We start from the raw sequence: 25,328 nt of genomic DNA on the forward strand, positions 1-25,328 counted from the left end.
AAATATATGAAACCTATTTTGCTGAAAGTAGCATGCCGCTTAAGCTGGTTGTTACTGTTACTGCTGATGATGAACACGGGCCAGGCGCAGACTGGTTCCGGTATTGTATTGAAGAAGTCCCTGGATGGTGCTAAAGGCCAACTGGTGAAGGATTCGGTCGTAGCGATACAGGACAGCATTTATTTTGATGCAGGACTTACCCCCAAACTGGATACCCCATATTCGGTGCGGAACATTGTTACTTTCCGGATCAATGAATACAGCAACCTGTACATTGGTGTACCTTTTACAGCTACGCTGAAGGCGCGTATTTTCTATACCGGTGCCAGTGGCGCAGAAAGTTACACAGATCAGGATTTTGTGATCAATTATGATACGGCTGGTACTTATACCATGCGCCGGAGTTTTGTGTTCAATAATGCGCATAAGGTAAGGGTACAGGTGCTGGACATCACGCATAATGCCGGAAAGGATATATCCGGGGTACTGGTGCTGGACAATGAGATGGAAGTGCATCCAAAATATAAGCTGGAATGTGCACTGGATGCTGTGAAGCAGATTAGTCTGATTTCCCCTGAAGGGCCCGAGCCGGATGAACTTACCGTATCGTGGCCGGTAGTGCAGGGAGCCGATGTATATGACCTCGAGTGGGCTTATGTAGATTCAAGCGCGCTGGAATCTGGTCGTTACGGTATCCCTGCGATAGCATCCAAAGTATTCGCCAACAATACTACGCGAGTAACGGTGCCGGGCAATAGTTATGCTATTCCACTTTTCTATGATAAGGTAGGGGTACTGTACTTTCGGGTGAGGGCTGTGCAGGAAAAAGACAGCGAAGTGCGACTGGAAACAGCCTGGAGCAGCAACTACAGCAATGGTTTCGGTAAATATAATTTCGGTGGTCATCAACCTAATATAAACTGGCAGTCTTCTGTTTCTTACGCAGAAGATGGCAAACGCAAAGTAGTAGTACAGTATTTTGACGGTAGTCTCCGTAACAGGCAGGTCGTAACCAAAGAGAATACCACCAATACCATTACAGCAGGAGAATCGTTTTATGACTATCAGGGTCGGCCGGTGATACAGGTATTGCCGGCACCAACGCTGGATAAGGTGATCAAATATACCCGTAACCTGAACTCCGCGATGAACCGACAGGAGTACGACAAAGACCGGTATGATTATCTGGCGAGAGAAGAAGATTTCCTGACTGCCGCTGCCGCACCAATGGATACTTCCAGCGGTGCCAACTGGTATTATTCTCCTGCTAATAAAAACAATCATCCTTTAAATAAGTATATCCCTGATGCGGAAGGTTTTGCTTTTACCGAGACCTCTTATATGCAGGACAATACCGGCCGTATCAGCCGGCAAAGTAGCGTGGGACCTACTTTCAAACTGGGCAGTGGTCATGAGACACAATATTCCTATAACACGCCTACCCAGGAAGAGCTGGATGCGATGTTCGGAACAGAAGTAGGTATTAACACGCATTATTTCAAAAACGCGGTGACCGATGCGAACGGTCAGGTATCTGTGAGCTATACTGATATGCACGGAAGAACAGTGGCCACTTTATTAGCCGGTCGTGCAGACAATCTTAATTTACAGGACCTGCCGAATAAAGTAGCGGAGATGGTAACCGACAGCTTATCCGGTGGGGGTAAAAATGTCGTCAGCGAGATGGGGCTGGAGAGTCAGTATGCGCTATTGGTACCACAAGCTGGTGATTATACCTTTAAGTATCAGCTGACACCACCGGTGTTGAAGAAGAAAGATTGTAATGGTCAGGAGCACTGTTACATTGGCTCCTATGACCTAAAGATCACGATTACGGATGATGCCTTTAACCAGCGGTTAGGCGGACAGCCGTATGTGATCACGTTAAAGAACTACAACGCTAATCAACTCTCCGGTAATTGTCAGACACCGGCACCCATCACGACTACGTTTACCAAATTGCTGCCTAAAGGATCTTACATTGTATCCAAACAGCTGTTGGTAAGTAAACAGGTGATGGATTTCTACCGTGACAGTATTTTCCTGCAGGGCAGTGAGTGTATCACGATGGACTCACTGATCCGCAAGAAGAAACTGGCGTACCAGCAGCTGGCCTGTGGGCCGGACTGTGGCAGCTGCGACAGTGCAAAGGTAGAACAGGATGATATCCGTCAGGCGATGTTGCAGGACGTATCTCCACCGTCCGGCCAGTATGCGCGGGTATCCGAGGCCGGGAATGAATACTCCATTTTCTTAGGAACCGGTCGTTATAATTCCCCAACTCTTAAATACTACAATGCAGCAGGTGATCTGGACTCTGTGACTAATCCGCTTATGGGAAAACGGGTGCCGCCGCAGTCGTTGACACCGCAGCAGTTCGCCGAAGCTTTCCAGCCCTCCTGGGCCAACACACTGCTTAATCTCCATCCTGAGATCTGTAAACTGCAGTCGATGGAGGTTATTAAAGGAGCGCAGCAGTGGATAAAGGATTTTGAGAAGGTGGAGACTTATGCAGAGGCTAAACAGAAAGGTTATCTGAATCCGCTGGGTAATATGTCCCGTTTTCCATCCGGAACGAAGGATCCGTTACCCCCCGGTGCAATGACCAGTATGCAAAACCAGCTGATCAGCTTTCAGCAAGGGTACTCCCTGTGGAGTGTAGCAACGCAGATGGTGATGTGTCAGGATATGTCCAGGGCCTGTGCTGATAAATATAAGGATCCCAATAACGCTTTTGATGAAAGCGTGATGTGTGCGGGGGATCTTGACATGGCATGGCGCAGTTTCCGTAACCTGTATATGAACTACCGCCGTCAGGCGATATTGGTATGGCTGGACGGTCAGTGTAATATTCCCGCCGGGAAGGTGATCGAATGGAGGAAAACGCCTCGTTTCAACAATAGGAATGATGCCGCTGCTCAGGCAGGTATCCCGACCGGTATCCGGCCACAGGACGAGGCCCGTGGTAAAATGGAGGCACAGTATGATAGTAACTGCCGCGCTTACGTGGCTACCTGGATGAAACAATTAGCACCCTGCAAGTATGACAGTGCTGCATTGGCGGAGCTCACCGAAAAGATGGTAGCGGTATGTAAGGCAGGTTCCGACAGTGCTCACCCGCGTGGTGCGAGCAGTGTAAGTCCTGCTGCTAAAAATCCACCTTACCGTTCTTTTGAAGAAGTACTGAATGCCTATAATAGTCGTCATAGTATCACAGACCCGCTGGTATGTAATACCGAATTGATCACGCTGCCGAAGCCATATGATAAACAGGTGTCGATGGGTAATCCCGGTAGTTATACCAGACCCTCAGACTGTCAGTGTGAAAATCTGACAAGCCTGAAAGTGGAGTACCAGCAAAGGAAAGAGGCTTCAGATACTACGCTTTCTGCTTACCTGAAGCGGGTAAGAGGCATTAAAATATCACAGTATGAGTTAGATCAGGTGATTAATGCGTGCAATGCGCCGAAGACCAGCACCTGTACGTTTTATTCAAGTCCGATCCGTATTCCCGCTTTCCTGGATTGTCATGTAGCACCTCCGTGTGTGCCTTGTAAAGTGACTGATTCGTTGCTGGCATCTTTTAAACAGGTGTATCCTACCCTTAAACCCGAAGCTGGCAGTGCAGATTCCGTGCAGGTGAGTATCAATCAGTTGTTTGCAACGTATATGAATAACCGTTTGGGTTATAACAAAGAGGCGTGGGAATATCTGGAATTCATAGACAGTTGCGGGAAAGCACCCGTTGGCAGTGGTAAAGTAGTTTGTGTGCCGGGGAACGCAGCCTCCAAACAACAGGTGCGTACGTTCCTGAATGGCAATGCCAGCATCTTCCGGGATGTTCAGGTAACAGTTGATAATGGTTTCATCATGGCTGGTTCTACTACTATCAATAATATTGTGGCGGCTTATATCGTGAAAACCAATCAGGCGGGTGATCTGGCATGGGGCAGGACCTATGGCGGAGATATGTATGATGTCTTTAACAAGATCACGCCTACCCGCGATGGTGGCTACGTTGCCATTGGTACCACCAATTCCAACTGTTATGATAATGGTGCGATGCTGGTGGTGAAAGTAGATGGCAGCGGTGATGTGTTGTGGAATAAAGTCATCGACTTCGGAGCCGGTCATGGCAGTGAAGGTAAAGATGTGCTGGAGACAACAGAAGGTCATTATGCTTTGGCTGGTCTTCGTCGTACCGGTACTACAGCTACTGACTGGGTGACAGGGGTTCTTACCAAAGAAGGGGAATTGCGTTGGATGAAACAGACCGGTTCTTCCCAGACACGTAAAAATATCAGTCTGACAGAGAAGGAAAACACGCTGATTGCAGCCAGTTCCATTATGGAAGGTGCTGATTACGACGCTGTAATATTAAAGATCAATAAAGAAGATGGTCAGCTGATTGGCTCTCAACAATATGATATTGAAGGCAAAGCCAATACCACCGGTAATATCCTGAAGACTGTTGATGGCTACAAGGTAGCCGTGACGAATGGTTCCAACAGTGTGCTGATGGACATTGCAGAAAATGGTAGTGTTACAGCCGCTAAACAGTTACCGGTACCGGCAACTGGTCAGACAGATGCTGATTCCTGGACGATCGCTGCTACCGCCGATGGCGGTGTAGTGGCCGCACATGCCAATACGGATGCTTACTGGTATAAGTTTGGTGCCGGCAATAACCTGGAATGGAACCGCCGCAGTGTAATCAACGGACAAAGTGAACAGGTACGCCGTGTGGTGCAGCATCCTGATGGCACCTATGCTGCCGCCGGCGAATCACAGGCTGCTAAAAATGATGGTCTGTTGATGCGCGCCAACAAAGACGGCCGCACCGGTTGTAATGATGCTACAGATAATATTACGATTACCGATGTAAAAGGATCTGCTGTTGTTAAAACGCCGGCTGCGCAGACAATGGTGAACATCAATACCAGCTATATCAGTACGGTAGCGCTGAGAGGTATGTTGACTACTCCGATCATTACGGCGCAAGGGTGCCCTGGCATTGATAGCTGTTTTGTTGTATATGACGGTCCAATGCTTTGTGGCAATGCTACCGGAGGATATGAAGAAGTAGAAGTGCCTGAAATCACGGCTTGCTCTGATAGTACCATTATCTCAGAGACCAAAGGCATGGAATTGTATTTTATATACCGCGATTCTATCCGCAATGACTTTGATACATCTTATATCAGCACAGTGCTGGCAGCAGATAAGCTGGAACAGTTCTCTGTGACGCACGTTTCTGCCGAATACCAACACACGCTTTACTATTATGATCAGGCGGGTAATCTGGTAAAAACCGTACCTCCGGCAGGTGTAAAAGTGAACCGTTCCCGAGGCTGGACGGACAGCGTAGCTGTTGCCAGAAGAAATGGAGAGTCACTGACGCCGAAGCATGAACTGGCAACCGAATACCGATACAATACACTGAATCAGATAGTGTCCCAGCATAGCCCTGATGGGGGAACCAGTCGTTTCTGGTACGACCGTCTGGGTAGATTGGCGGTCTCCCAGAACAAACAACAATCACTGACTAGTGCCTCCAGCTATACGTTGTATGATGGTTTAGGTCGTATTACGGAAGTAGGGGAGCTGCGTAGCAGCACACCTATGACGGACGTCATCAGCAGAAGCGCTGCCAGCCTGTCACAGTGGGTATTGAATACCGGCAGCAACCGGTCACAGATTACCCGTACCGTATATGATCTGCCTTATGCCGGTGATGGACCTATTTTACAAGCAGCTAATCTTCGAAACCGGGTTTCCTGGAGCGCGGTATACAATAGTATCAGTGACACGCTGCCGGCCGGACAGGCTTCCGCGAGTTTCTACAGCTATGATATTCACGGTAACGTACGCACGCTGGTACAGGAATACAACAGTGGAGTGGGTAATGATGGTAACCGTTTCAAACGTATGGACTATGGTTATGACCTGGTCAGTGGTAAAGTGAATACTGTCAGCTACCAGCGTGGTATGCCGGATGCGTTCTATCATCGTTACCTCTACGATGCCGAAAACAGGTTGACCGATGTGGAAACCAGCCGTGACAGCGTATACTGGGAAAAAGACGCCAGGTATCAATATTATAAACATGGTCCGCTGGCAAGGGCGGTGATCGGCCAGCAACAGGTACAGGGGCTGGATTATGCCTATACCCTGCAAGGCTGGTTAAAAGGTATCAACAGTACCACCCTGACACCTACTTTCGATATGGGGCAGGACGGGGGGGCTAATGGTATTACAGCCAGAGATGCCTTTGGATTCTCCCTGCATTATTTTGGTGATGGGGATTATAAGCCGTTGGATGCCGGGGTGAAACCATTTGCCTCCGCTGGTAATAACTTACCTGGCTTATATAACGGGAATATCGCTGGGATGAGCGTGAACCTGCCGAAAGCCGGAGTACCGTTGTTCTATACTTATACCTATGATGTGCTGAACCGTCTGAAGGAAATGAAGGCGGCACATAATCTGGATGTGGCTACCAATACATGGACACCAGTGGCGGTGGATGACTTTGGAGAGAAAATTACCTATGATCCTAATGGTAATATACTCACGTATAACCGTAACGGTAATACTACCTGGGCTGGTAAGCCGCTGGAAATGGATCAGTTGACCTATGCTTATCAACCCGGTACGAACCAGCTGCGCCATATCAAGGATGCGGTAGGCAAAGACCTGTATGATATCGATATTGACAATCAGGACGATGATAACTATACTTACGATAGCATTGGTAATCTGATCCGCGACAAACAGGCCGGTATCTCCGTTAGATGGAATGTATATGGTAAGATCAGCCAGATTACAAAAGATGACAGCTCCCGGATTTTTTATACCTATGATGTGGCAGGAAACCGTATCAGTAAAAGGGTCGGAGACCGCCTTACCCGGTATATTCGGGATGCTACCGGGAATGTAATGAGTGTGTATGAATCTGGTAACCCCGCGGTGAATAATGGCCGCCTGACACAGATAGAGACGCATCTGTATGGTAGTAGTCGTCTGGGTATCAATAGCCTTGCCACTCTGGTAGATAATCCGGAGGCGCCTGCATCTGTGCGGTTAGGAACACTAGGCTCAGGAACTTTTACTACATTTACGAGAGGTGAGAAGTTCTTTGAGTTGAGTAACCATCTGGGCAACGTATTAGCCACAGTGAGCGATGATAAAGAGGCGATGGCTGGTTCAGGGGGAATAATAGATCATTATGAGGCGAATGTCGTATCTGCGCAGGATTATTATCCGTTTGGGATGATGATGGCGGGGAGGAAGTGGAGTGCTGGAAGTGGTTATCGTTATGGGTTTAATGGGAAGGAGAATGATAATGAGGTGAAGGGGGAGGGGGAACAGCAGGATTATGGGATGAGAATCTATGATCCTAGGATAGGGAAGTTTTTGAGCGTGGATCCGTTGACACCTAAATATCCGGAACTTACACCATATCAATTTGCAAGTAATAGCCCGATAGCAGGTATTGATCTTGATGGAGAAGAAATCAAAATTGTGACAACAGTCCATGGAGAAAAAAATGATGTTCTTTTCTCGTATGCAAATTTCAATGGTATAAAAAATATTCCTGTCAGATTAATAGTGGAAGTACATAAGTGCCCGACATATGATAAAGAGGGTAAGGTGAAATCCTATGAAACATCGGATCTGACATTTAAATTGGTTGGTGATCCTAAAGATGGATACAGCTTACTAAGTAATAAAGGAAAGATGCATAGTCCAGGTTCATTTAATTTGGATGATGCAAGAGAGGGTTTGAAAACAATATTATCTAAATATGGTGCTGATATGGCAACGAGTGTTGAAATGTTATATCGTGATGAAACAGCTAATTTTACTTCTCTGCAATATGTAAAGTCTGGAAGTGCAGGTATGGAGGCCCCTGGAAACGCAGGCCCGCCGTATTACGGATGGAAAGGTAGGATTTGGAAAAGTCAACCGGAAACGGCTCCGTTGGGTACCTGGGATTCGAAAGAAAATAAAGGAGCACCTGGTGCAAATCCACAGGATACAAGGAATAAACATCGATATATTATTGTTCCTAGTGTTGAATCAGGAATGTTGTATATGGTAGAAACGATCAATGATAGGGGAGGAGATTGGGGTAAATGGCATAATATGGCAGATGATCCTGTAAATGCGGCTCGCCGCGAAGCATATAAAACAGCGATAAGCCGTTTTGGCGCTCCAATAGTTAAAGAATTAACAACTAAAAAGTCTAATTGATATATATTGTTTTATGAGATGTATTTTAATAGTAATAGGTATCGCATCTGGTTTTTGGGTTTCATGTAATCAAAAAACAGCCCATCAGGAATTAAGTCGTCAAAATTTGGATTCATTGAATGAGGTAATACAAAAACCGGCGCCTGTAAAGGAGCCAGTTGAAAGAAAAGTGGCAGAATTGCACTCAGATACTTTGATTCAGATTGGGAAAGAAGATACGGTAGATTGCGGTGCAATTATCAACACGCTATTTCATCGTAGCAAGTACGAATTTCCTGTAAAAAATGGATACAAAAGGGAAGAATTGACTGCGGTGATTGAGAACGCGGTGGACTCTATTCTGTCTATTAAAATAATGTTTATAGATCCAACAGATAATTATCGCACAACGGTTGATTGGCTGACATTGAATTGTAAAAACAAGAAACTGCAAACCATCGAGAAAGCAGAGCCCAATAGCGGGGAAATCGAAATAAAATATGATGTAAGGTTTTTAGATATATTGATGAGAAAATGTGCCCTTAACTATTAGGAGCAATAAAATTATTTTTATCGAGGACATGATGTGATTGCTTTCGTCAAGTTTGGATACAAAAATAAATTTCACATAACAGAATTTATAAGTTAGTGACTTTCAGAATTAGGGGGGTATCCATTACCAGGATTAGGATCTGGCTATTTTACTACCTTTAAGCGAGGTAATAAGTTCTTTGAATTATCCAACCAACTGGGTAACGTGTTGGCTACTGTTGGTGACGGAAAACAGCCTATTGCAGGTTCTGAAGGACTGATCGATCATTATGAGGCAAACCTGGTCTCTGCACAAGATTACTATCCGTTTGGAATGATGATGAGTGGGAGAAAATGGAGTGCAGGAGGAGGCTATCGTTATGGGTTTAATGGGAAAGAGAATGATAATGAAATCAAAGGAGAGGGGAATGAGTTAGACTTCGGTGCGAGAATATATGATCCACGAATAGGGCGATTCTTGTCTTTAGATCCTCTTAGTAGAAAGTATCCTGGTATTAATAATTACAGTTATGCGCTAAATAGCCCGATTCGTTTAATTGATGTAGATGGCGAGGAACCTGGTGATCCTATGATTGTACAGGGACGAAAAGGACAGCATCGGCTAGCAACGGAAAGAAGTTTGGGGTCATCATTAAATGTTGGCGTATTTGCGCGTGACTGGGAAGTTCAGGGGTTGAATGCTCTAAGGCAAGAGATAAAAGACAGCACAACTGCTAATAATGGAAAGATGCGTCCTGAGGATCAGCAAACACTACAGAAGATTAAAACTCAGGAAAAGGCAATTGGAGAAAGGAATAAGCAAAAAAGGAAAAAATAAAAAAATATTGTAATGAAGAAACTCGAAGAAATAAAGATACTTTTTGAAAATAGGAGTTATTCAGTTCGAAGCGATTTCATTAATGATTATGATTTTAATGATGATTACTATGAATATTATCATCAATTTCTTTTGAATGCTGAATCTATCAAAGATCGATTCTATCTTTCTGATTTAATAGATCTTACTGGATGGTTGGATATATATGATATGAAGATAATGGAAAGATATTATTCATATTTATTTAGCCAGAATCATTATTTAATTAAGCTTGCAGTTTTAGATTACTTTAAGTATTGTAATAAAGATTTGCCGTTTCCTAGTTATGAAAAGGATTTAAATGCGATACTGCAAGAAAGACTACCAAGTATATTAAGATGTCAAGTTTTAATTAATCTTTTGATTCTTGATACTAAGGATGCTCCTCAATATATTAAGAGTTTGATAAGTTTGTTAGAACATAATAATGATTGGAAAGTTATTCATCGATTACTTAATAATTTGAAAGAAGTGCAATTGCGATTGGAATACTCTTCGTGTATTTGTAAGGAATTAGTAAAGAAGTCACAAATAGTTGAGTTAGGAGCATCAACTAAATCTTTACCAATAGACGTTTGTAAAAATATTCATGAGTGATTGTAGTTCTGTCAGTAGGTATTTATTAATCTAACATATTTTTCTGGAAGAAATCTTTAAACTTAGATTTAGTAAGCATTGTATCAATAACGGAATCCGCCGATATAGCGAATAATCTATTAAGACCCTATCTATGAAATTTGTTTTATTAATATTACTGCAATTCGGAGCCTTGCTGGCACTCCGCTCTCAATCCCTTCCAGGCAACACCCTGGTGCCTGTCTGTACGGGGCAGAACAAGAAACTGATCAATGGTGTATGTGAAACCGGAACAAAGGCATTAGTAAATCAGGAGCCGGTCGTGAAGAACAATGAAGGATATTGTAGGTTGACCTATAAAATCTCCTGGAGTGATGGATCCAGTATCGAATATACGGAAGACCGGAAAGGGGCCTGCCAGCTTTAATTGTAATTTGATGACCTATACCATGAGGAAGTTATTCTTTTTTGTTGCTATTTTTTTGTTGACTGGTACTTGTTATGCGCAACAAGTATATCAAATCCGGGCTGATAGTGTTCGTATTTACAATGTTTGCGATACAGCGGAACTGATTATTGAAAAACCGTACCCGTGGTATACAAGGTTTCCTCTATAATAAAGAAGGGGGCAGAACCGAGTTTCGGCGGCTCCGGCTGGAGAATATAGGGAATTTCCGGATTGCCATTCCCGGACAGGATACAATAAATCTGCCTGCTTTATCCGGTAATTACATTAAGAACGATACTGCTCTTCAGACGGCCAGTTTCCAGATAACAGGTCAGGGGGCCATCTCCAATGATTATGTTTCGACAATCAGGCATATCATATGAGTAATCTGGAATTGAGATCGGCTAATAATCCCGGATTGGGCTTTCACCGGCACAATGGATTTGGCTGGGCGTTATATTCAGATTCTGCGTTGCGTCTCCGGGGCCGTAATAATACAGGCGAGGATGTCGTGTTCTGGCATACCGGAAATGCGCCACGTCCGCTGATACAGCATTATTACCGGCTGCACGCTGCTGAGGGTACCAGTGCCGACCGCTTTGAACAGGGAGCTACTTTCTGTTATGGGGTAGGTGCTCCTTTTAGCGGACCCTTGTTGTCGTTTGGCGGACTGAATGGCGGTTATGACTGTCAGATTAGTGCCGATTATTATTATGGCAACGCTATTTCTTTCGTTCAAACTTCATTAAGAAGCCTGAAAAAAGACATACAGCCGTTACCGTATGCTGCGCTGCCAGTACTGATGAAAGCGCAGGTGCGCTCATTTAAATTTAAGGCTGACAGCAGTGGTAAGACCAATATTGGTTTTATTGCGGATGAGGTGCCCGATGAGATGTCGATACCTGGCAGGGGTGGAGTGGACCAGGCGAGTACTGTTGGCCTGTTGGTTAAATCTGCTCAGGAGCTGAATGCAGAACAGACGGACCTGAAACAGCAGGTGAAAGATTTACAACAACAGGTGAAAAGGCTGGAAGCATTGGTGCAACAACTGATGCAGGCCAAGCCCTGATGAAAATATATTTTTATTGTTGTTACCCATTTTTTTAAAAAGGATTTTAAAGTATCCCGGACCTATTGAAATATATGAGACCTATTTTGCTGAAAGTAGCATGCCGCTTAAGTTGGTTGTTATTGTTACTGCTGATGATGAACAAGAGCCAGGCGCAGACTGGTGCCAGTATTGTATTGAAGAAGTCACTGGATGGTGCTAAAGGCCAGCTGGTGAAAGATTCTGTTGTAGCTATACAAGACAGCATTTATTTTGATGCCGGGCTTACTCCTAAACTGGATACCCCATATTCGGTACGGAATATTGTTACTTTCCGTATCAATGAATACAGTAACCTGTACATTGGTGTGCCTTTTACAGTTACGCTGAAGGCGCGTATTTTCTATACTGCCACTACCGGTGCTGAGAGTTATACTGATCAGGATTTTGTGATCAACTATGATACCGCTGGTACTTATACGATGCGCCGGAGCTTTGTATTTAATAATGCACATAAGGTAAGGGTGCAGGTGCTGGATATCACACACAATGCCGGAAAGGATATCTCCGGTGTACTGGTGCTGGATAATGAAATGGAGGTACATCCCAAATATAAACTGGAATGTGCACTGGATGCAGTGAAGCAGATTAGTATGATTTCTCCCGATGGTCCTGAACCGGATGAACTTTCCGTTTCCTGGCCGGTAGTGCAGGGAGCCGATGTATATGACCTCGAATGGGCTTATGTAGATTCAAGCGCGTTAGAATCCGGTCGTTATGGTATCCCTGCGACAGCATCCAAAGTGTTCGCCAATAATACTACGCGTGTGACGGTACCGGGTAATAGTTATGCTATTCCACTTTTCTATGATAAGGTAGGGGTACTGTATTTCCGGGTGAGGGCCGTGCAGGAAAAAGGCAACGACGTTCGGCTGGAAACAGCATGGAGCAGCAACTACAGCAATGGTTTCGGTAAATTTAATTTCGGTGGTCATCAACCTAATGTAAACTGGCAATCTTCCGTTTCTTATGCGGAAGATGGTAAACGTAAGGTATTGGTGCAATACTTTGATGGTAGTCTTCGCAACAGGCAGACAGTTACCAAGGAGAACACAACGAACACCATCACAGCAGGAGAATCTTTTTATGACTACCAGGGCCGACCGGTGATACAGGTGCTGCCGGCGCCTACGCTGGACAAAGTGATCAAATATACCCGTAACCTGAATTCTGCATTAAACCGGCAGGAGTATGATAAAGACCGGTATGATTATCTGGCAAGAGAAGAAGACTTTCTGACTGCCGCTGCACAGCCGATGGACACGTCCGGCGGCGCCAACTGGTATTATTCTCCTGCGAATAAAAATAATCACCCCTTAAATAAATATATCCCTGATGCGGAAGGTTTTGCTTTTACAGAAACCTCCTACACTCAGGACAATACTGGTCGCATTAGCCGGCAGGGCGGTTTAGGACCTACGTTTAAACTGGGTAGTGGTCATGAGACACAGTATTCCTATAACACACCTACCCAGGAAGAGCTGGATGCGATGTTCGGAACTGAAGTGGGTATTAACACGCATTATTTCAAAAATGCGGTGACTGATGCCAATGGTCAGGTTTCGGTGAGCTATACGGACATGCACGGAAGAACAGTTGCTACGTTATTAGCCGGTCGTGTAGATAATCTTAATTTACAGGACCTGCCTAACAAAGTAGCGGAGACGGTTACTGACAGCTTATCTGGCGGGGGTAAAAATACCATCAGTGAAATGGGACTGGAGAGCCAGTATGCGCTGTTGGTACCTCAGGCCGGTGACTATACCTTTAAATATCTGTTGACACCGCCGGTGTTAAAGAAAAAAGACTGTAATGGTCAGGAGCACTGTTACATTGGTTCCTACGATCTAAAGATCACCATCACCGATGACGCCTTTAACCAACGTTTAGGCGGACAACCCTATGTGATCACCTTAAAGAACTATAACGCTAATCAACTTTCTGGTGATTGTCAGACCCCGGCGCCTATCACGAGCACGTTTACCAAGCTGTTGCCCAAAGGGTCTTACATCGTGTCTAAACAACTGGTGGTGAGTAAACAGGTGATGGATTTCTATCGTGACAGCATCTTTCTGCCGGGTAGTGAGTGCATCACGATGGATTCGCTGATCCGTAAGAAGAAACTGGAGTACCAGCAGCTGGCCTGTGGACCTGATTGCGGCACCTGTGACAGTGCGAAGATAGAGCAGGACGATATCCGTCGGGCAATGTTGCAGGACGTATCTCCGCCCTCCGGTCAGTATGCCCGGGTATCCGAGGCAGGGAATGAACGTTCCATCTTCTATGGGACTGGACGTTATAATTATTCAACGATTCAATACTACAATGCAGTTGGCGTTTTGGATTCTGTGACAGACCCGCTTACCGGTAAACGTGTGCCACCACAGGCATTGACGCCACAGCAGTTTGCCGAAGCTTTCCAGCCTTCCTGGGCCAATTCACTGCTTCTTTTTCATCCTGAAAACTGTAAGCTGGAAGCGATGGAGCGTATAAAAGGAGCGCAGCAGTGGATAAGGGATTTTGAGAAAACAGAGACATATGCAGAAGCGAAACAGAAAGGTTATCTGAACCCGCTGGGTAATACATCGCGATTCCCATCCGGTACGAAGGACCCGTTACCCTACGGAGCTTTGAGTACTATACAAAACCAGCTAACCAACTTTCAGCAGGGTTACTCCATGTGGAGTGTAGCTACGCAGATGGTGATGTGCCAGGATATGTCACAGGCCTGTGCTGACAAATACAAAAATATCAATAACGCTTTTGATGAAAGCGTGATGTGTGCCGGAGATCTTGATATGGCATGGCGCAGTTTTCGTAATCTGTATATGAATTACCGCCGTCAGGCGTTACTGGTATGGCTTGACGAGCAGTGCAGTACTACTGCCGGAGATATCATTGGTTGGGGAAAGGCCCCTCGTTTCAACAGTAGGAATGACGCCGCCGGTCAGGTAAATATTCCGACTGGTATCCGGCCGCAGGACGAAACTCGCGCTAAAATGGACGCGCTGTACGAGAGTAACTGCCGCGCCTATGTAGAAACGTGGATTAAACAGTTAGCACCTTGTAAATATAACGCTGCTGCATTGGCGGAAATCACGGAAAAAATGGTGGCGGTATGTAAGGCCGGTTCTGACAGTGCCCACCCGCGTGGCGCCAGCAGTGTTAGTCCTACTGCTAAAAACCCGCCTTACCGTTCTTTCGAAGAAGTGCTGAATGCCTATAATAACCAACACAGTATCACAGATCCGCTGGTATGTAATACAGAATTGATCACCCTGCCGAAGCCTTACGACAAGCAGGTTTCGATGGGTAATCCCGGTAGTTATGTGAGGCCATCTGACTGTCAGTGTGAGAATCTGACGAACCTCAAAGTAGAATATCAGCAACGGAAACAAACTGCTGATACTACATTTGCAGCTTATCTGAAGCGGGTAAGGGGGATTAAAATTTCCCAGGCTGAATTAGACCAGGTGATTAACGCGTGTAATGTGCCGAAAACCAGTACCTGTACGTTTTATTCACTCCCCATTCGTATTCCGGCTTTCCTGGATTGTAATGTAGCGCCTCCGTGTGTACCCTGCAGGGTAACCGATTCGTTAAAGACGCTTTTCACACAGAAATACCCCGGTCTGGCGCCTATGACAGGCAGTGTGGATTCCGTCCAGGGGGGCGTCAACCAATTGTTTGCTGCGTATATGAATAACCGTTTGGGTTATAACAAAGAAGCGTGGGAATACTTAGAATTTATCGACAGCTGTGGTAAAGCGCCGACCGGTAATGGCAGGGTAGTTTGTGTGCCAGGGAGCGCTGCCTCCAAACAACAGGTACGCACTTTCCTGAATGGCAATGCCAGCATCTTCCGGGATGTACAGGTGACAGCAGACAATGGGTTCATTATGGCAGGTTCCACCACGGTAAACAACATTGTGGATGCCTACATCATGAAAACCAATCAGGCCGGAGATCTGTTGTGGGCCAGGACTTACGGTGGAGGTATGTATGATGTCTTCAACAAGATTACGCCTACCCGTGATGGTGGTTATATCGCCATCGGCACCACCAATTCCAATTGTTATGATAATGGTGCGATGCTGGTGGTAAAAGTAGATGGCAGCGGTGATGTACTGTGGAATAAGGTTATAGACTTTGGTGTGAATCATGGTAGTGAGGGTAAGGACGTGCTGGAGACAACAGAAGGCCATTACGCCTTAGCTGGTCTTCGTCGTACCGGTACCGCAGCCACCGACTGGGTGACCGGCGTGCTGACCAATACCGGAGAGCTGCGCTGGATGAAACAGACCGGTTCTACGCAAGCGCGTAAGAATATCAGTCTGACTGAAAAGAATAATACCCTGATTGCGGCCAGTTCCATCATGGAAGGCGCCGATTATGATGCGGTAATATTAAAGATCAATAAAGAAGATGGCCAGCTGATAGGCTCCCAACAATATGACATTGAAGGCAAAGCCAATACCACCGGTAACATCCTGAAAACGGTTGATGGCTATAAAGTAGCCGTGATGAATGGTTCCAACAGCGTACTGATGGACATCGCGGAAAATGGTAGTGTGACTGCTGCGAAGCAGTTACCGGTACCGGCGACTGGTCAGACAGATGCCGATTCCTGGACGATCGCTGCTACCACCGATGGTGGTGTGGTGGCAGCGCATGCCAATACAGATGCTTACTGGTATAAGTTTGGCGCCGGCAATAACCTGGAATGGAACCGCCGCAGTGTGATCAACGGACAAACTGAACAGGTGCGTCGCGTGGTGCAACATCCAGACGGAACCTATGCTGCTGCCGGCGAATCACAGGCTGCTAAAAATCATGGTCTGTTGATGCGTGCTAATAAAGACGGTCGCACCGGTTGTAATGATGCTACTGATAATATTACGATCACCGATGTAAAAGGATCTGCTGTCGTTAAAACGCCGGCAGCGCAAACAACGGTGAGTATCAATACGAGCTATATCAGCACGGTAGCGTTGAGAGGTTTATTGACTACTCCGATCATAACAGCACAGGGTTGTCCTGGCATCGATAGCTGTTTTGTTGTCTACGACGGTCCGATGCTTTGTGGCAATGCTACCGGTGGTTATGAAGAAGTGGAGGTACCTGAAATCACGGCCTGCTCTGACAGCACGATTATCTCGGAGACCAAAGGCATGGAGTTGTATTTTATTTATCGTGATTCCATCCGTAATGATTTTGATACATCTTATATCAGTACCGTGCTGGCGGCTGACAAGCTGGAACAGTTCTCCGTGACGCATGTCTCTTCGGAATATCAGCATACACTGTATTACTACGACCAGGCAGGTAATCTGGTAAAAACCGTGCCTCCTGCGGGGGCAAGGGTTAGCCGTTCTAAAAGCTGGACAGACAGCGTAGCAGTAGCCAGAAGAAATGGCGAGTCACTGACCCCGAAACATGAACTGGCTACCGAATACCGATACAATACATTAAATCAGGTAGTGTCCCAACATAGTCCTGATGGAGGAACCAGTCACTTCTGGTATGACCGTCTGGGCAGGCTGGCAGTCTCTCAGAACCAGCAACAGGCGCTTACTAACTCATACAGCTACACGCTTTATGACGGTTTGGGCCGTATTACAGAAGTAGGAGAGCTGCGCAGCAGCACGCCGATGAATGACGTCACCAGCAGGAATACTGTGGATCTGGCACAATGGGTACTGGGTGCCGGTAGTAACCGCTCACAGATCACCCGTACGGTGTATGATCAGGCTTATGCCGGTGATGGACCTATCTTACAGGCTACCAACTTACGCAACCGCGTATCCTGGAGTGCCGTATATAACAGTATCAATGATACCTTGCCGGCTGGACAGGCTTCTGCCGGCTTCTACAGTTACGATATTCACGGCAACGTACGTACGCTGGTGCAGGAATACAACAGTGGTGCTGGTAATGACGGTAATCGCTTCAAACGGATTGATTACGGTTATGACCTGATCAGCGGTAAGGTAAATACTGTCAGCTACCAGCGTGGTATGCCGGATGCCTTCTACCATCGTTACTCCTATGATGCAGAAAATCGTCTGACCGATGTAGAGACCAGCCGTGACAGTGTGTATTGGGAAAAAGATGCGAGATATCAATATTATAAACATGGGCCACTGGCAAGGACAGTAATCGGCCAACAGCAGGTGCAGGGGCTGGATTATGCCTATACGCTGCAGGGGTGGCTGAAAGGTGTGAACAGCACTGCGCTGACCTCCATCTTCGATATGGGGCATGATGGAGCCACAAACGGTATCACAGCCCGGGATGCTTTTGGATTCTCTCTGCATTATTTCGGCGATAGTGATTATAAGCCACTGGATGCCGGCGTAAAACCATTCGCTTCTGCCGGTAGCGGCCTTCCGGGCTTATATAATGGTAATATCGCAGGTATGAGCGTGAACCTGCCTAAAGCAGGAGTGCCGTTGTTCTATACTTATAGCTACGATGTACTGAACCGCCTGAAAGAAATGAAGGCGGCACATAATCTGGATGCAGCTACCAATACATGGTCACCGATAGCTGTGGATGACTTCGGAGAGAAAATTACCTACGACCCCAACGGTAATATACTTACGTATAACCGTAATGGTAATAAGACCTGGGCAGGTAAGCCGCTGGATATGGACAAGTTGACCTATGCCTACAAGCCGGGTACAAACCGTCTGCGGCATATTAAAGATGCGGTGGGTAAAGATCAGTATGATATCGATATTGATGATCAGAGGGATGACAACTATGCTTATGATAGTATAGGGAATTTGGTCCGTGACAATCAGGCTGGGATCTCTGTTAAGTGGAATGTTTACGGTAAAATCAGCGAAATTACGAAGGATGACGGTATAAATATCTATTACACCTACGATGTAAAGGGTAATCGTATCAGTAAGAGGGTGGGAGACCGTCTTATCCGATATATTCGGGATGCCACTGGGAATGTGATGAGTGTGTATGAATCTGGTAATCCGGCGGTGAATAATGGCCGTCTGACTCAGATAGAGGCACATTTGTATGGCAGTAGCCGTTTGGGTATCAGTGACTTTGCTACACTGGTAGATAACCCGGAAGCCCCAACGTTAGTTCGGTTAGGTACACTGGGATCAGGAACTTTTACTACATTTATGAGAGGTAACAAGTTCTTTGAGTTGGGTAACCATCTGGGTAACGTACTGGCTACTGTTGGTGACGGAAAACAGCCTATTGCAGGTTCTGAAGGACTGATCGATCATTATGAGGCAAACCTGGTCTCTGCGCAAGATTACTATCCGTTTGGAATGATGATGAGTGGGAGAAAATGGAGTGCAGGAGGAGGCTATCGTTATGGATTTAATGGTCAGGAAAAGTCTGATGAGATTAAAGGAGAAGGAAATAGCTATACTGCTGAATTTTGGGAGTATGATCCGAGATCAGGACGAAGATGGAATACAGATGCTGTCTACAAGCATAGTCCATATGAAGCCTTTGGCGCTAACCCTATAGTTAATTCGGATCCCTCCGGCTTGGATACAATTAATTTTAATAGGAATGTAACTACTTATTATCCAAGTGATGGTGGTAGTCCAAAGGGTTCTTCTGCATTTAATATTTCTATTACACCTGGTTCCGGGAAAGACGTATTTCGGTATAATCTAACGAATACTGTTATTAGTGGGAAAAGCAGTTCGACAACGACAAAAAGTACAATCCTTCACCCCGAAAATAGTGAGAGTGCAGCAGGTGCAACTCGGGGCAGGAATTTGTATTTTGATGGATTGATGACAACCGACAGGAAGAATTACGATTGGGAGACTGTGGGGAAAATTATGTATGCAAGCACTGAGTTTGCAGCGTATATGAGAAAGAGAAATCCCCAGGCAAGTGACTGGCTGGCTAAATCGTCTGGCATTGAGGTAATGGAAGGAGTGCTTCCTGTGTTAGTGCAGAGTGGGATGGGAAGTTGGATTGGGTTTCGATATGCTCCTATATCAGAAACTAATCCCGGTTGGATGGAAGGTGCTCACACTTTTGGGGCAGATGAGATTACCAAAAGGAATGCCGCTAATTTGGTGCCAGAGCCTGGGCTTACCCAAGTCTTGTTACATGGATTTCCTCTTGGTTTTGAGAGTGCGGAAATCCCCAATGCGAAAGAGTTAGCAAGGACACTTTTGTCATTGGGTGTTCCGAGGGGAACGAAGATTCGACTCATTTCGTGCTGGACTGGATTCTTGGATGAAGGGGCGGCATATCAATTGTCCAGGTATATGAAATCTCCGGTTTTAGCACCCGAGAATAGGGTACTGGTGTTACCAGGGGGAGGGTATCTTATAGATCAAGGAGGCGCTTGGCGCATGTTTTTTAACAAAACAGTTGAAACGATAAAATGAAATTAGTCGGATTTATTAAAGAAATTGATTTTTTCCCGTGGGCGAAGCCCTTAGAGGAATATATGATGGACATTAACCCATCGGAGTTGATTGATCAGATAACTGTTTATCTGGAAAAAGGAAAGTTAGTAATTGGATGGATGGGTTACTATATTGATTTGGAAACGAAAGAACATATAGCTCCTCATGCCTATTATACTGATGGGATTTGGGTCTGGCCGTCATATTATCCTTACTATATAAGGAAGTATTCGAGGTTTGCGATAGATAAAGAGTTTTTAAAGTATTTGCAAGATAGAAAGTTTGAAGAATCTGTAATGGATTTTAATGAACTTGAGCTGCAAAAGGAATTCATCGAAAAAATTAAATCGCGGTAACTCAGGAATATTATATCTACGGCTAAAGAGAAAGTTGTAAGGCTCTGTTATTTTTATCTGTTTTTCTATGAGGAAGAGCTGGATTCTGGTGTTTGTTCGTCATGCGGAGAACCGCGGATCCTCAAAAATCCATTGGTGAACGTATATTTTGAATGTAATACTTACACGGATCATTTTCTGGAGTATAGCTACTATGCTTTGATGTAAATTTGATGAATGGCTGGCGACCTATAAAGAGATATTAATGAAACCTATTTTTCTGTTTGTCTCAGCGATACTAACCACTTGCTCGTTATTCGCGCAGAAGAGCTATAATGTAGCGGATACGCTGAGTCAGATAAAGCTCCTGCATGCGGACGCCGTGGTGGCGTATGATTTCATCGCCGGATCAAAAGCAACATTTAGTACGAAACAAACACTACAATGTTTCTTTCTATGATTACGGAAGTAAACATTTGACAAGAATGATTAAAAAATTAGGACTTAAAATAGACGATGGCATCTAATGCCAATAACATTACTTATACCATGAAAACTTTATTTTTCTCTATTACCATTGTTTTGTTTTCATTCTTTGCCTCCGCGCAGCAGATCTATCAAATCCGCGCTGACAGCGTCCGCATTTACAACATCTGCGATACGGCTGAACTGATCATCGAAAACCGTACGCAGGGAACACAAGGTTTCCTGTACAACAAAGGCGCGGGCCGGACGGAGTTCCGTCGGGTACGACTAGAGAAAATCGGCGATTCAAAAATTGCTATCACCGGACAAGATACCATCGATCTGCGTACTTTGTCGGGGATCGGTGGTATTGAGAGCATCTTCCGTCAGGGAGATGATATTATCTACGTTAAAAACGGGCAGCAGTTCAACGTGTATGCGCCGGTACCGGGGTTCGTTAATGTGCCGAACGCCGGTGCCTCCGGACCAGCTGAATTTGTCAATGGCCGTGTAGTGGGATTTGATGCGTATGATTCTCCCGATATGCCGCTGATATCTGATCAGGTGCTGACGAATCCGACGACGGAAAGAAAATACTACTCCGGTCACACCGTGTTACTCAATGGGCGAGGATATCAGATGGCGGTGAACTGAGATGGCGAGGAAACCGGCGCCAAGGGGGTATTTATCAGAAATAAAGATGATACCACACCCGGATGGGGTGCCTGGAGGGAATTGTTGTTTAAGGACTATGCTGATCGTAAATATGCCATGAAGAATGAGGTGGCGGATAGCTATATCAAAAATGGCAGTGCGCTTCAGCCGGCGACTTTCAATATCCAGGGCAAGGGTAATATTGCCAATGATTATGTTTTTGATAATAGTGCGTATGCTGCCGGTAACCTTGAATTGAGATCCGTCAATAACCCGGGGATAGGCTTTCACCGGCCAGGCGTATGGGGATGGTCGTTGTATTCTGATGGAGGAATGAACCTTAGAGGGCGTAATAGTGACGGCCGGGATGTTACCTTCTGGAATTCGGCAAATGCGCCGCGACCATTAGCACAGCGCGATTTTCGCCTGTATAAGGATGATGGAACCAGCGCGGATGTTTTTGGACAGGGAACTACGTTTTGTTATGCTGCCGGCTCTCCATATAATGGTCCCCTGTTATCTTTTGGAGGGTTGGATGGAGGATATGATTGCCAGATCAACGCGGAATATTACGATGGTAAGACCATAGCTTTCCGCGTGCGGAATGGAGATAAACAAACCTGGAATCCGTGGTTGCGGTTGATACATGAAGGAAATGTCGCCACCAAAGGAAGTGATGTGGTGCTTAAAACTGAAGCCAATGGTTATCTGGGCGTAGAAAACTGGGTACGGGTAGGGCAACAAACAGGTTTATATACCGCACAGGGCAGCCATTTTTTTCCCAATACAGCGTTTAGCTGGGCCATTCGTCCCGAGCATGGTGCCACGAGTATCTGGCTGGAATTACAAAACGAGGCCGGGAATAATATAGGTGGATTTTACGGCGACATGTATGGTAACATGGGAATTGTCAACGCGGGCGCCAACGGATGGCGCATTAAAACGGACGTGTCAGGCAATGCCTATGTAACCGGTCAGGTGCAGGCAACCTCCTTTTTTCAGACCTCACTGAGAAGTCTGAAAAAAGACATGCAGCCGTTACCGTATGCCGCACTGCCGGTGCTGATGAAAGCACAGGTACGGTCCTTTAAATTCAAAGCCGACAGCACGGGAAAAACGAATGTTGGTTTTATCGCGGATGAAGTACCAGATGAAATATCTATACCAGGCAGAGGAGGAGTGGATCAGGCCAGTACGGTAGGGTTGTTGGTGAAGTCAACGCAGGAACTGAATACAGCACAAACAGATCTGAAACTACAGGTGAAGGAATTGCAACAACAACTGCAGGACATGCAACAACAACTGAAACAACAGCAGGTATTAATCGAACAATTACTACAAAAGAAATCCTGATAAATATTGTATTTTGTTATTGTTGTTACTCGTCTTCCTGGTACATGATCACGATGCTCGTGGATAGCTAGAGGCCGCCAGCATAGCGGTCATGCCGGATATTCAGCAGGTTTGTCAAATCCCGGCCGACAGTTTCCGTGTCTATAATACCTACGACACCGAGGAAATGATGCTGGACAGGTAAAAAAATATTGATTTTAAATCGTCAAATGCCAGCTTACCACCGGGATAGGTAAAGGATTCCTAAAGGATAGGTAAAGGATACTACAATGATCTCTCTGCGGCAACCTGTGGATCAATCAGTTATAGAGATATGAAAATAGGTAATATGTCCAATTCCGATGGTATTTTCACTCACTTTTTAATACCGAAAAGAGTTGGCTACGCACACGGATCAACACTTCATATACCAGGTCTCCAGAGGAATAAGCTGAAACAGTAGTCGGCATTCATTAACCAATTTAATATAAATGAAACCCCAATTATCATTTGTTTTTGATATATTGTGGCGAATTACCTATGAAACGCATTGTGTTATGATTGTTGTTACCCGTCCTCTCATGCAATATGCCTATGGACACCTACGAGCCGCCGGTATGGCGACTAATCAGATATTCATAAAGTATTTGCTGTGATAAACAAAATTACCAGGAGTGACGGTTCCGGTATAACCTATACGTACATTGTCCCGGACTATTAATGAAAGTACCTATACCATGAGAGTGTTTTTGTCATTTTTTGTTGCCATTGTATTATTAACCACTGCGGGTCATGCGCAGCAAATTTATCAGATTCGGGCCGATAGTGTCCGTATCTACAATGTGTGCGATACCGCGGAGTTGATCATCGAGAACCGTACGCAGGGCACACAGGGTTTTCTGTTTAACAAGGGCGCCGGTAGAACAGAGTTTCGCAGGATACGACTGGAAAAAATCGGTGATTCACGGATTGCCGTTACCGGGCAGGATACACTGGACCTGAGTACTTTGCCTGGTATCGGTGGCGTAGAGTCTATCTTCCGCAACGGAGATAGCATCATCTATATAAAAAAAGGCCAACAGTATAGCATATACGCTCCATTGTCGAATGAAACGCTACGCAGCATAACAGACAGAGGTTCTTCTCTCATTAGGAATATTGAGTTTCAATCGCTGCGGAGTGATTCTACCAATGGTTTATACTGGGGTTATAACTCTGACCTTTGGAAAATATTTGTTGAATCATTCGGTGATGCTCCTGCAGGGAACCTGATTTTTGAATCCGGAGATAATATGGATGAAGGGTGGATATTTCGCTGCTGGGATTATAAAACGCCTCTTCAAAAAACAGATGTGTTATCATTGGCCAGCAACCGTTTCAACTATCTGGGCAAACCAGTTTGGCACGGTGGGAATCTCAACCGGCCGATGGGGCAGCATTATTATAGCCTTCCAACATCTGATGGAATGAATGCCGATTATTTTGCTCAGGGAACAACGTTTGCTTATGGTGGCAGCGCTCCATATAATGGCCCTTTGCTGTCTTTTGGTGGCTTAAACGGAGGGTATGATTGTCAAATCAACGCGGATTATGGTATGGGTGAAGCGATTTCCTTCCGTGTGCGAAATGGGGATAAACATGTCTGGAGTGCGTGGAGACGGTTCATTCATGATGGGGAGGTGGCTACCAAGGGCGCAAACACCATTATTAAAACAGAACCCAGTGGTTATCTCGGCGTCGAAAACTGGATACGCGTGGCAGACAACACTGGTCTTTACACACCCACTAAAAGGTACCTGTACAATGGTGGACCCAACAATTGGGTTGTCCGTGCGGCGGAAGGCACGTCGGATGCTGTATGGCTTGCTTTGCAGACGGGAGACGGTGCTGAGCGGGGAAGCTTTTATGCAAACAGCAGCAACGAAATTGGTTTTACTAATGCGGGTACCGGTACCTGGCGCCTGAGGACTGACGCTGCTGGTAATACCTATGCCACCGGTCAAGTACAAGCAACCTCCTTCTTTCAAACTTCATTAAGAAGCCTCAAAAAAGACATACAGCCGTTGCCGTATGCTGCACTGCCGGTAATTAAAAAAATGCAAGTGCGGTCTTTTCGTTTTAAGGCAGATAGTACTGGTAAAGTAAATGTTGGTTTTATCGCTGATGAGGTGCCTGAAGAAATATCCATTCCGGGTAAAGGCGCTGTGGATCAGGCAAGCACAATTGGACTGCTGGTGAAATCCGTTCAGGAGCTGAGTGCGCAGAATGAAGCATTACAACAAAAAGTGGCCCGACTGGAGGCTTTGGTCCAACAATTACTGAACGAAAAGAAATAGTTGAATATCCCTAATCTGTG

Annotated in this window: 11 protein-coding genes; all 11 read left to right on the top strand. The window is 45.6% G+C overall.

Annotated elements, in window-relative coordinates; translation table 11 throughout:
- Window positions 1-6 precede the first annotated feature (6 nt).
- The 11 genes from HHL17_RS14440 to HHL17_RS14490 all read left to right on the top strand — a co-directional run bounded on the left by HHL17_RS14440 (window position 7) and on the right by HHL17_RS14490 (window position 25,308).
- Complete coding sequence (locus tag HHL17_RS14440; protein WP_169225400.1) at window positions 7-8,256, top strand: RHS repeat domain-containing protein; 8,250 nt, start codon at window positions 7-9, stop codon at window positions 8,254-8,256.
- Window positions 8,257-8,269: 13 nt separating this feature from the next.
- The gene (locus HHL17_RS14445; RefSeq protein ID WP_169225401.1) at window positions 8,270-8,788 is read left to right on the top strand and encodes a hypothetical protein; all 519 of its coding nucleotides are present in this window, start codon (window positions 8,270-8,272) and stop codon (window positions 8,786-8,788) included.
- A 204-nt stretch (window positions 8,789-8,992) separates the two neighbouring features.
- Entirely contained in the window at window positions 8,993-9,604 is a 612-nt protein-coding gene (locus HHL17_RS14450; RefSeq protein WP_169225402.1) for an RHS repeat domain-containing protein, read from the top strand.
- A gap of 12 nt (window positions 9,605-9,616) precedes the next feature.
- Window positions 9,617-10,240: a hypothetical protein gene (locus HHL17_RS14455; protein WP_169225403.1), complete on the top strand. Its 624-nt coding sequence runs from the start codon at window positions 9,617-9,619 to the stop codon at window positions 10,238-10,240.
- Window positions 10,241-10,373: 133 nt separating this feature from the next.
- Window positions 10,374-10,646, top strand: a complete 273-nt coding sequence (locus tag HHL17_RS14460) for a hypothetical protein (protein ID WP_169225404.1) — start codon at window positions 10,374-10,376, stop codon at window positions 10,644-10,646.
- 400 nt (window positions 10,647-11,046) lie between these two features.
- Complete coding sequence (locus HHL17_RS14465; protein ID WP_169225405.1) at window positions 11,047-11,736, top strand: tail fiber domain-containing protein; 690 nt, start codon at window positions 11,047-11,049, stop codon at window positions 11,734-11,736.
- Window positions 11,737-11,810: 74 nt separating this feature from the next.
- Window positions 11,811-20,165, top strand: a complete 8,355-nt coding sequence (locus tag HHL17_RS14470) for an RHS repeat domain-containing protein (RefSeq protein WP_169225406.1) — start codon at window positions 11,811-11,813, stop codon at window positions 20,163-20,165.
- Complete coding sequence (locus tag HHL17_RS14475) at window positions 20,162-20,542, top strand: hypothetical protein (protein WP_169225407.1); 381 nt, start codon at window positions 20,162-20,164, stop codon at window positions 20,540-20,542. Before HHL17_RS14470 ends, HHL17_RS14475 begins: the two co-directional genes overlap by 4 nt.
- Before the next feature lie 528 nt (window positions 20,543-21,070).
- The gene (locus HHL17_RS14480) at window positions 21,071-21,640 is read left to right on the top strand and encodes a hypothetical protein (RefSeq protein ID WP_169225408.1); all 570 of its coding nucleotides are present in this window, start codon (window positions 21,071-21,073) and stop codon (window positions 21,638-21,640) included.
- 117 nt (window positions 21,641-21,757) lie between these two features.
- Window positions 21,758-22,993: a tail fiber domain-containing protein gene (locus HHL17_RS14485; RefSeq protein WP_169225409.1), complete on the top strand. Its 1,236-nt coding sequence runs from the start codon at window positions 21,758-21,760 to the stop codon at window positions 22,991-22,993.
- Between the two features lie 716 nt (window positions 22,994-23,709).
- The gene (locus HHL17_RS14490) at window positions 23,710-25,308 is read left to right on the top strand and encodes a tail fiber domain-containing protein (RefSeq protein ID WP_169225410.1); all 1,599 of its coding nucleotides are present in this window, start codon (window positions 23,710-23,712) and stop codon (window positions 25,306-25,308) included.
- Window positions 25,309-25,328 lie beyond the last annotated feature (20 nt).

It is taken from the genome of Chitinophaga fulva, from assembly GCF_012927205.1.
Taxonomy (GTDB): domain Bacteria; phylum Bacteroidota; class Bacteroidia; order Chitinophagales; family Chitinophagaceae; genus Chitinophaga; species Chitinophaga fulva.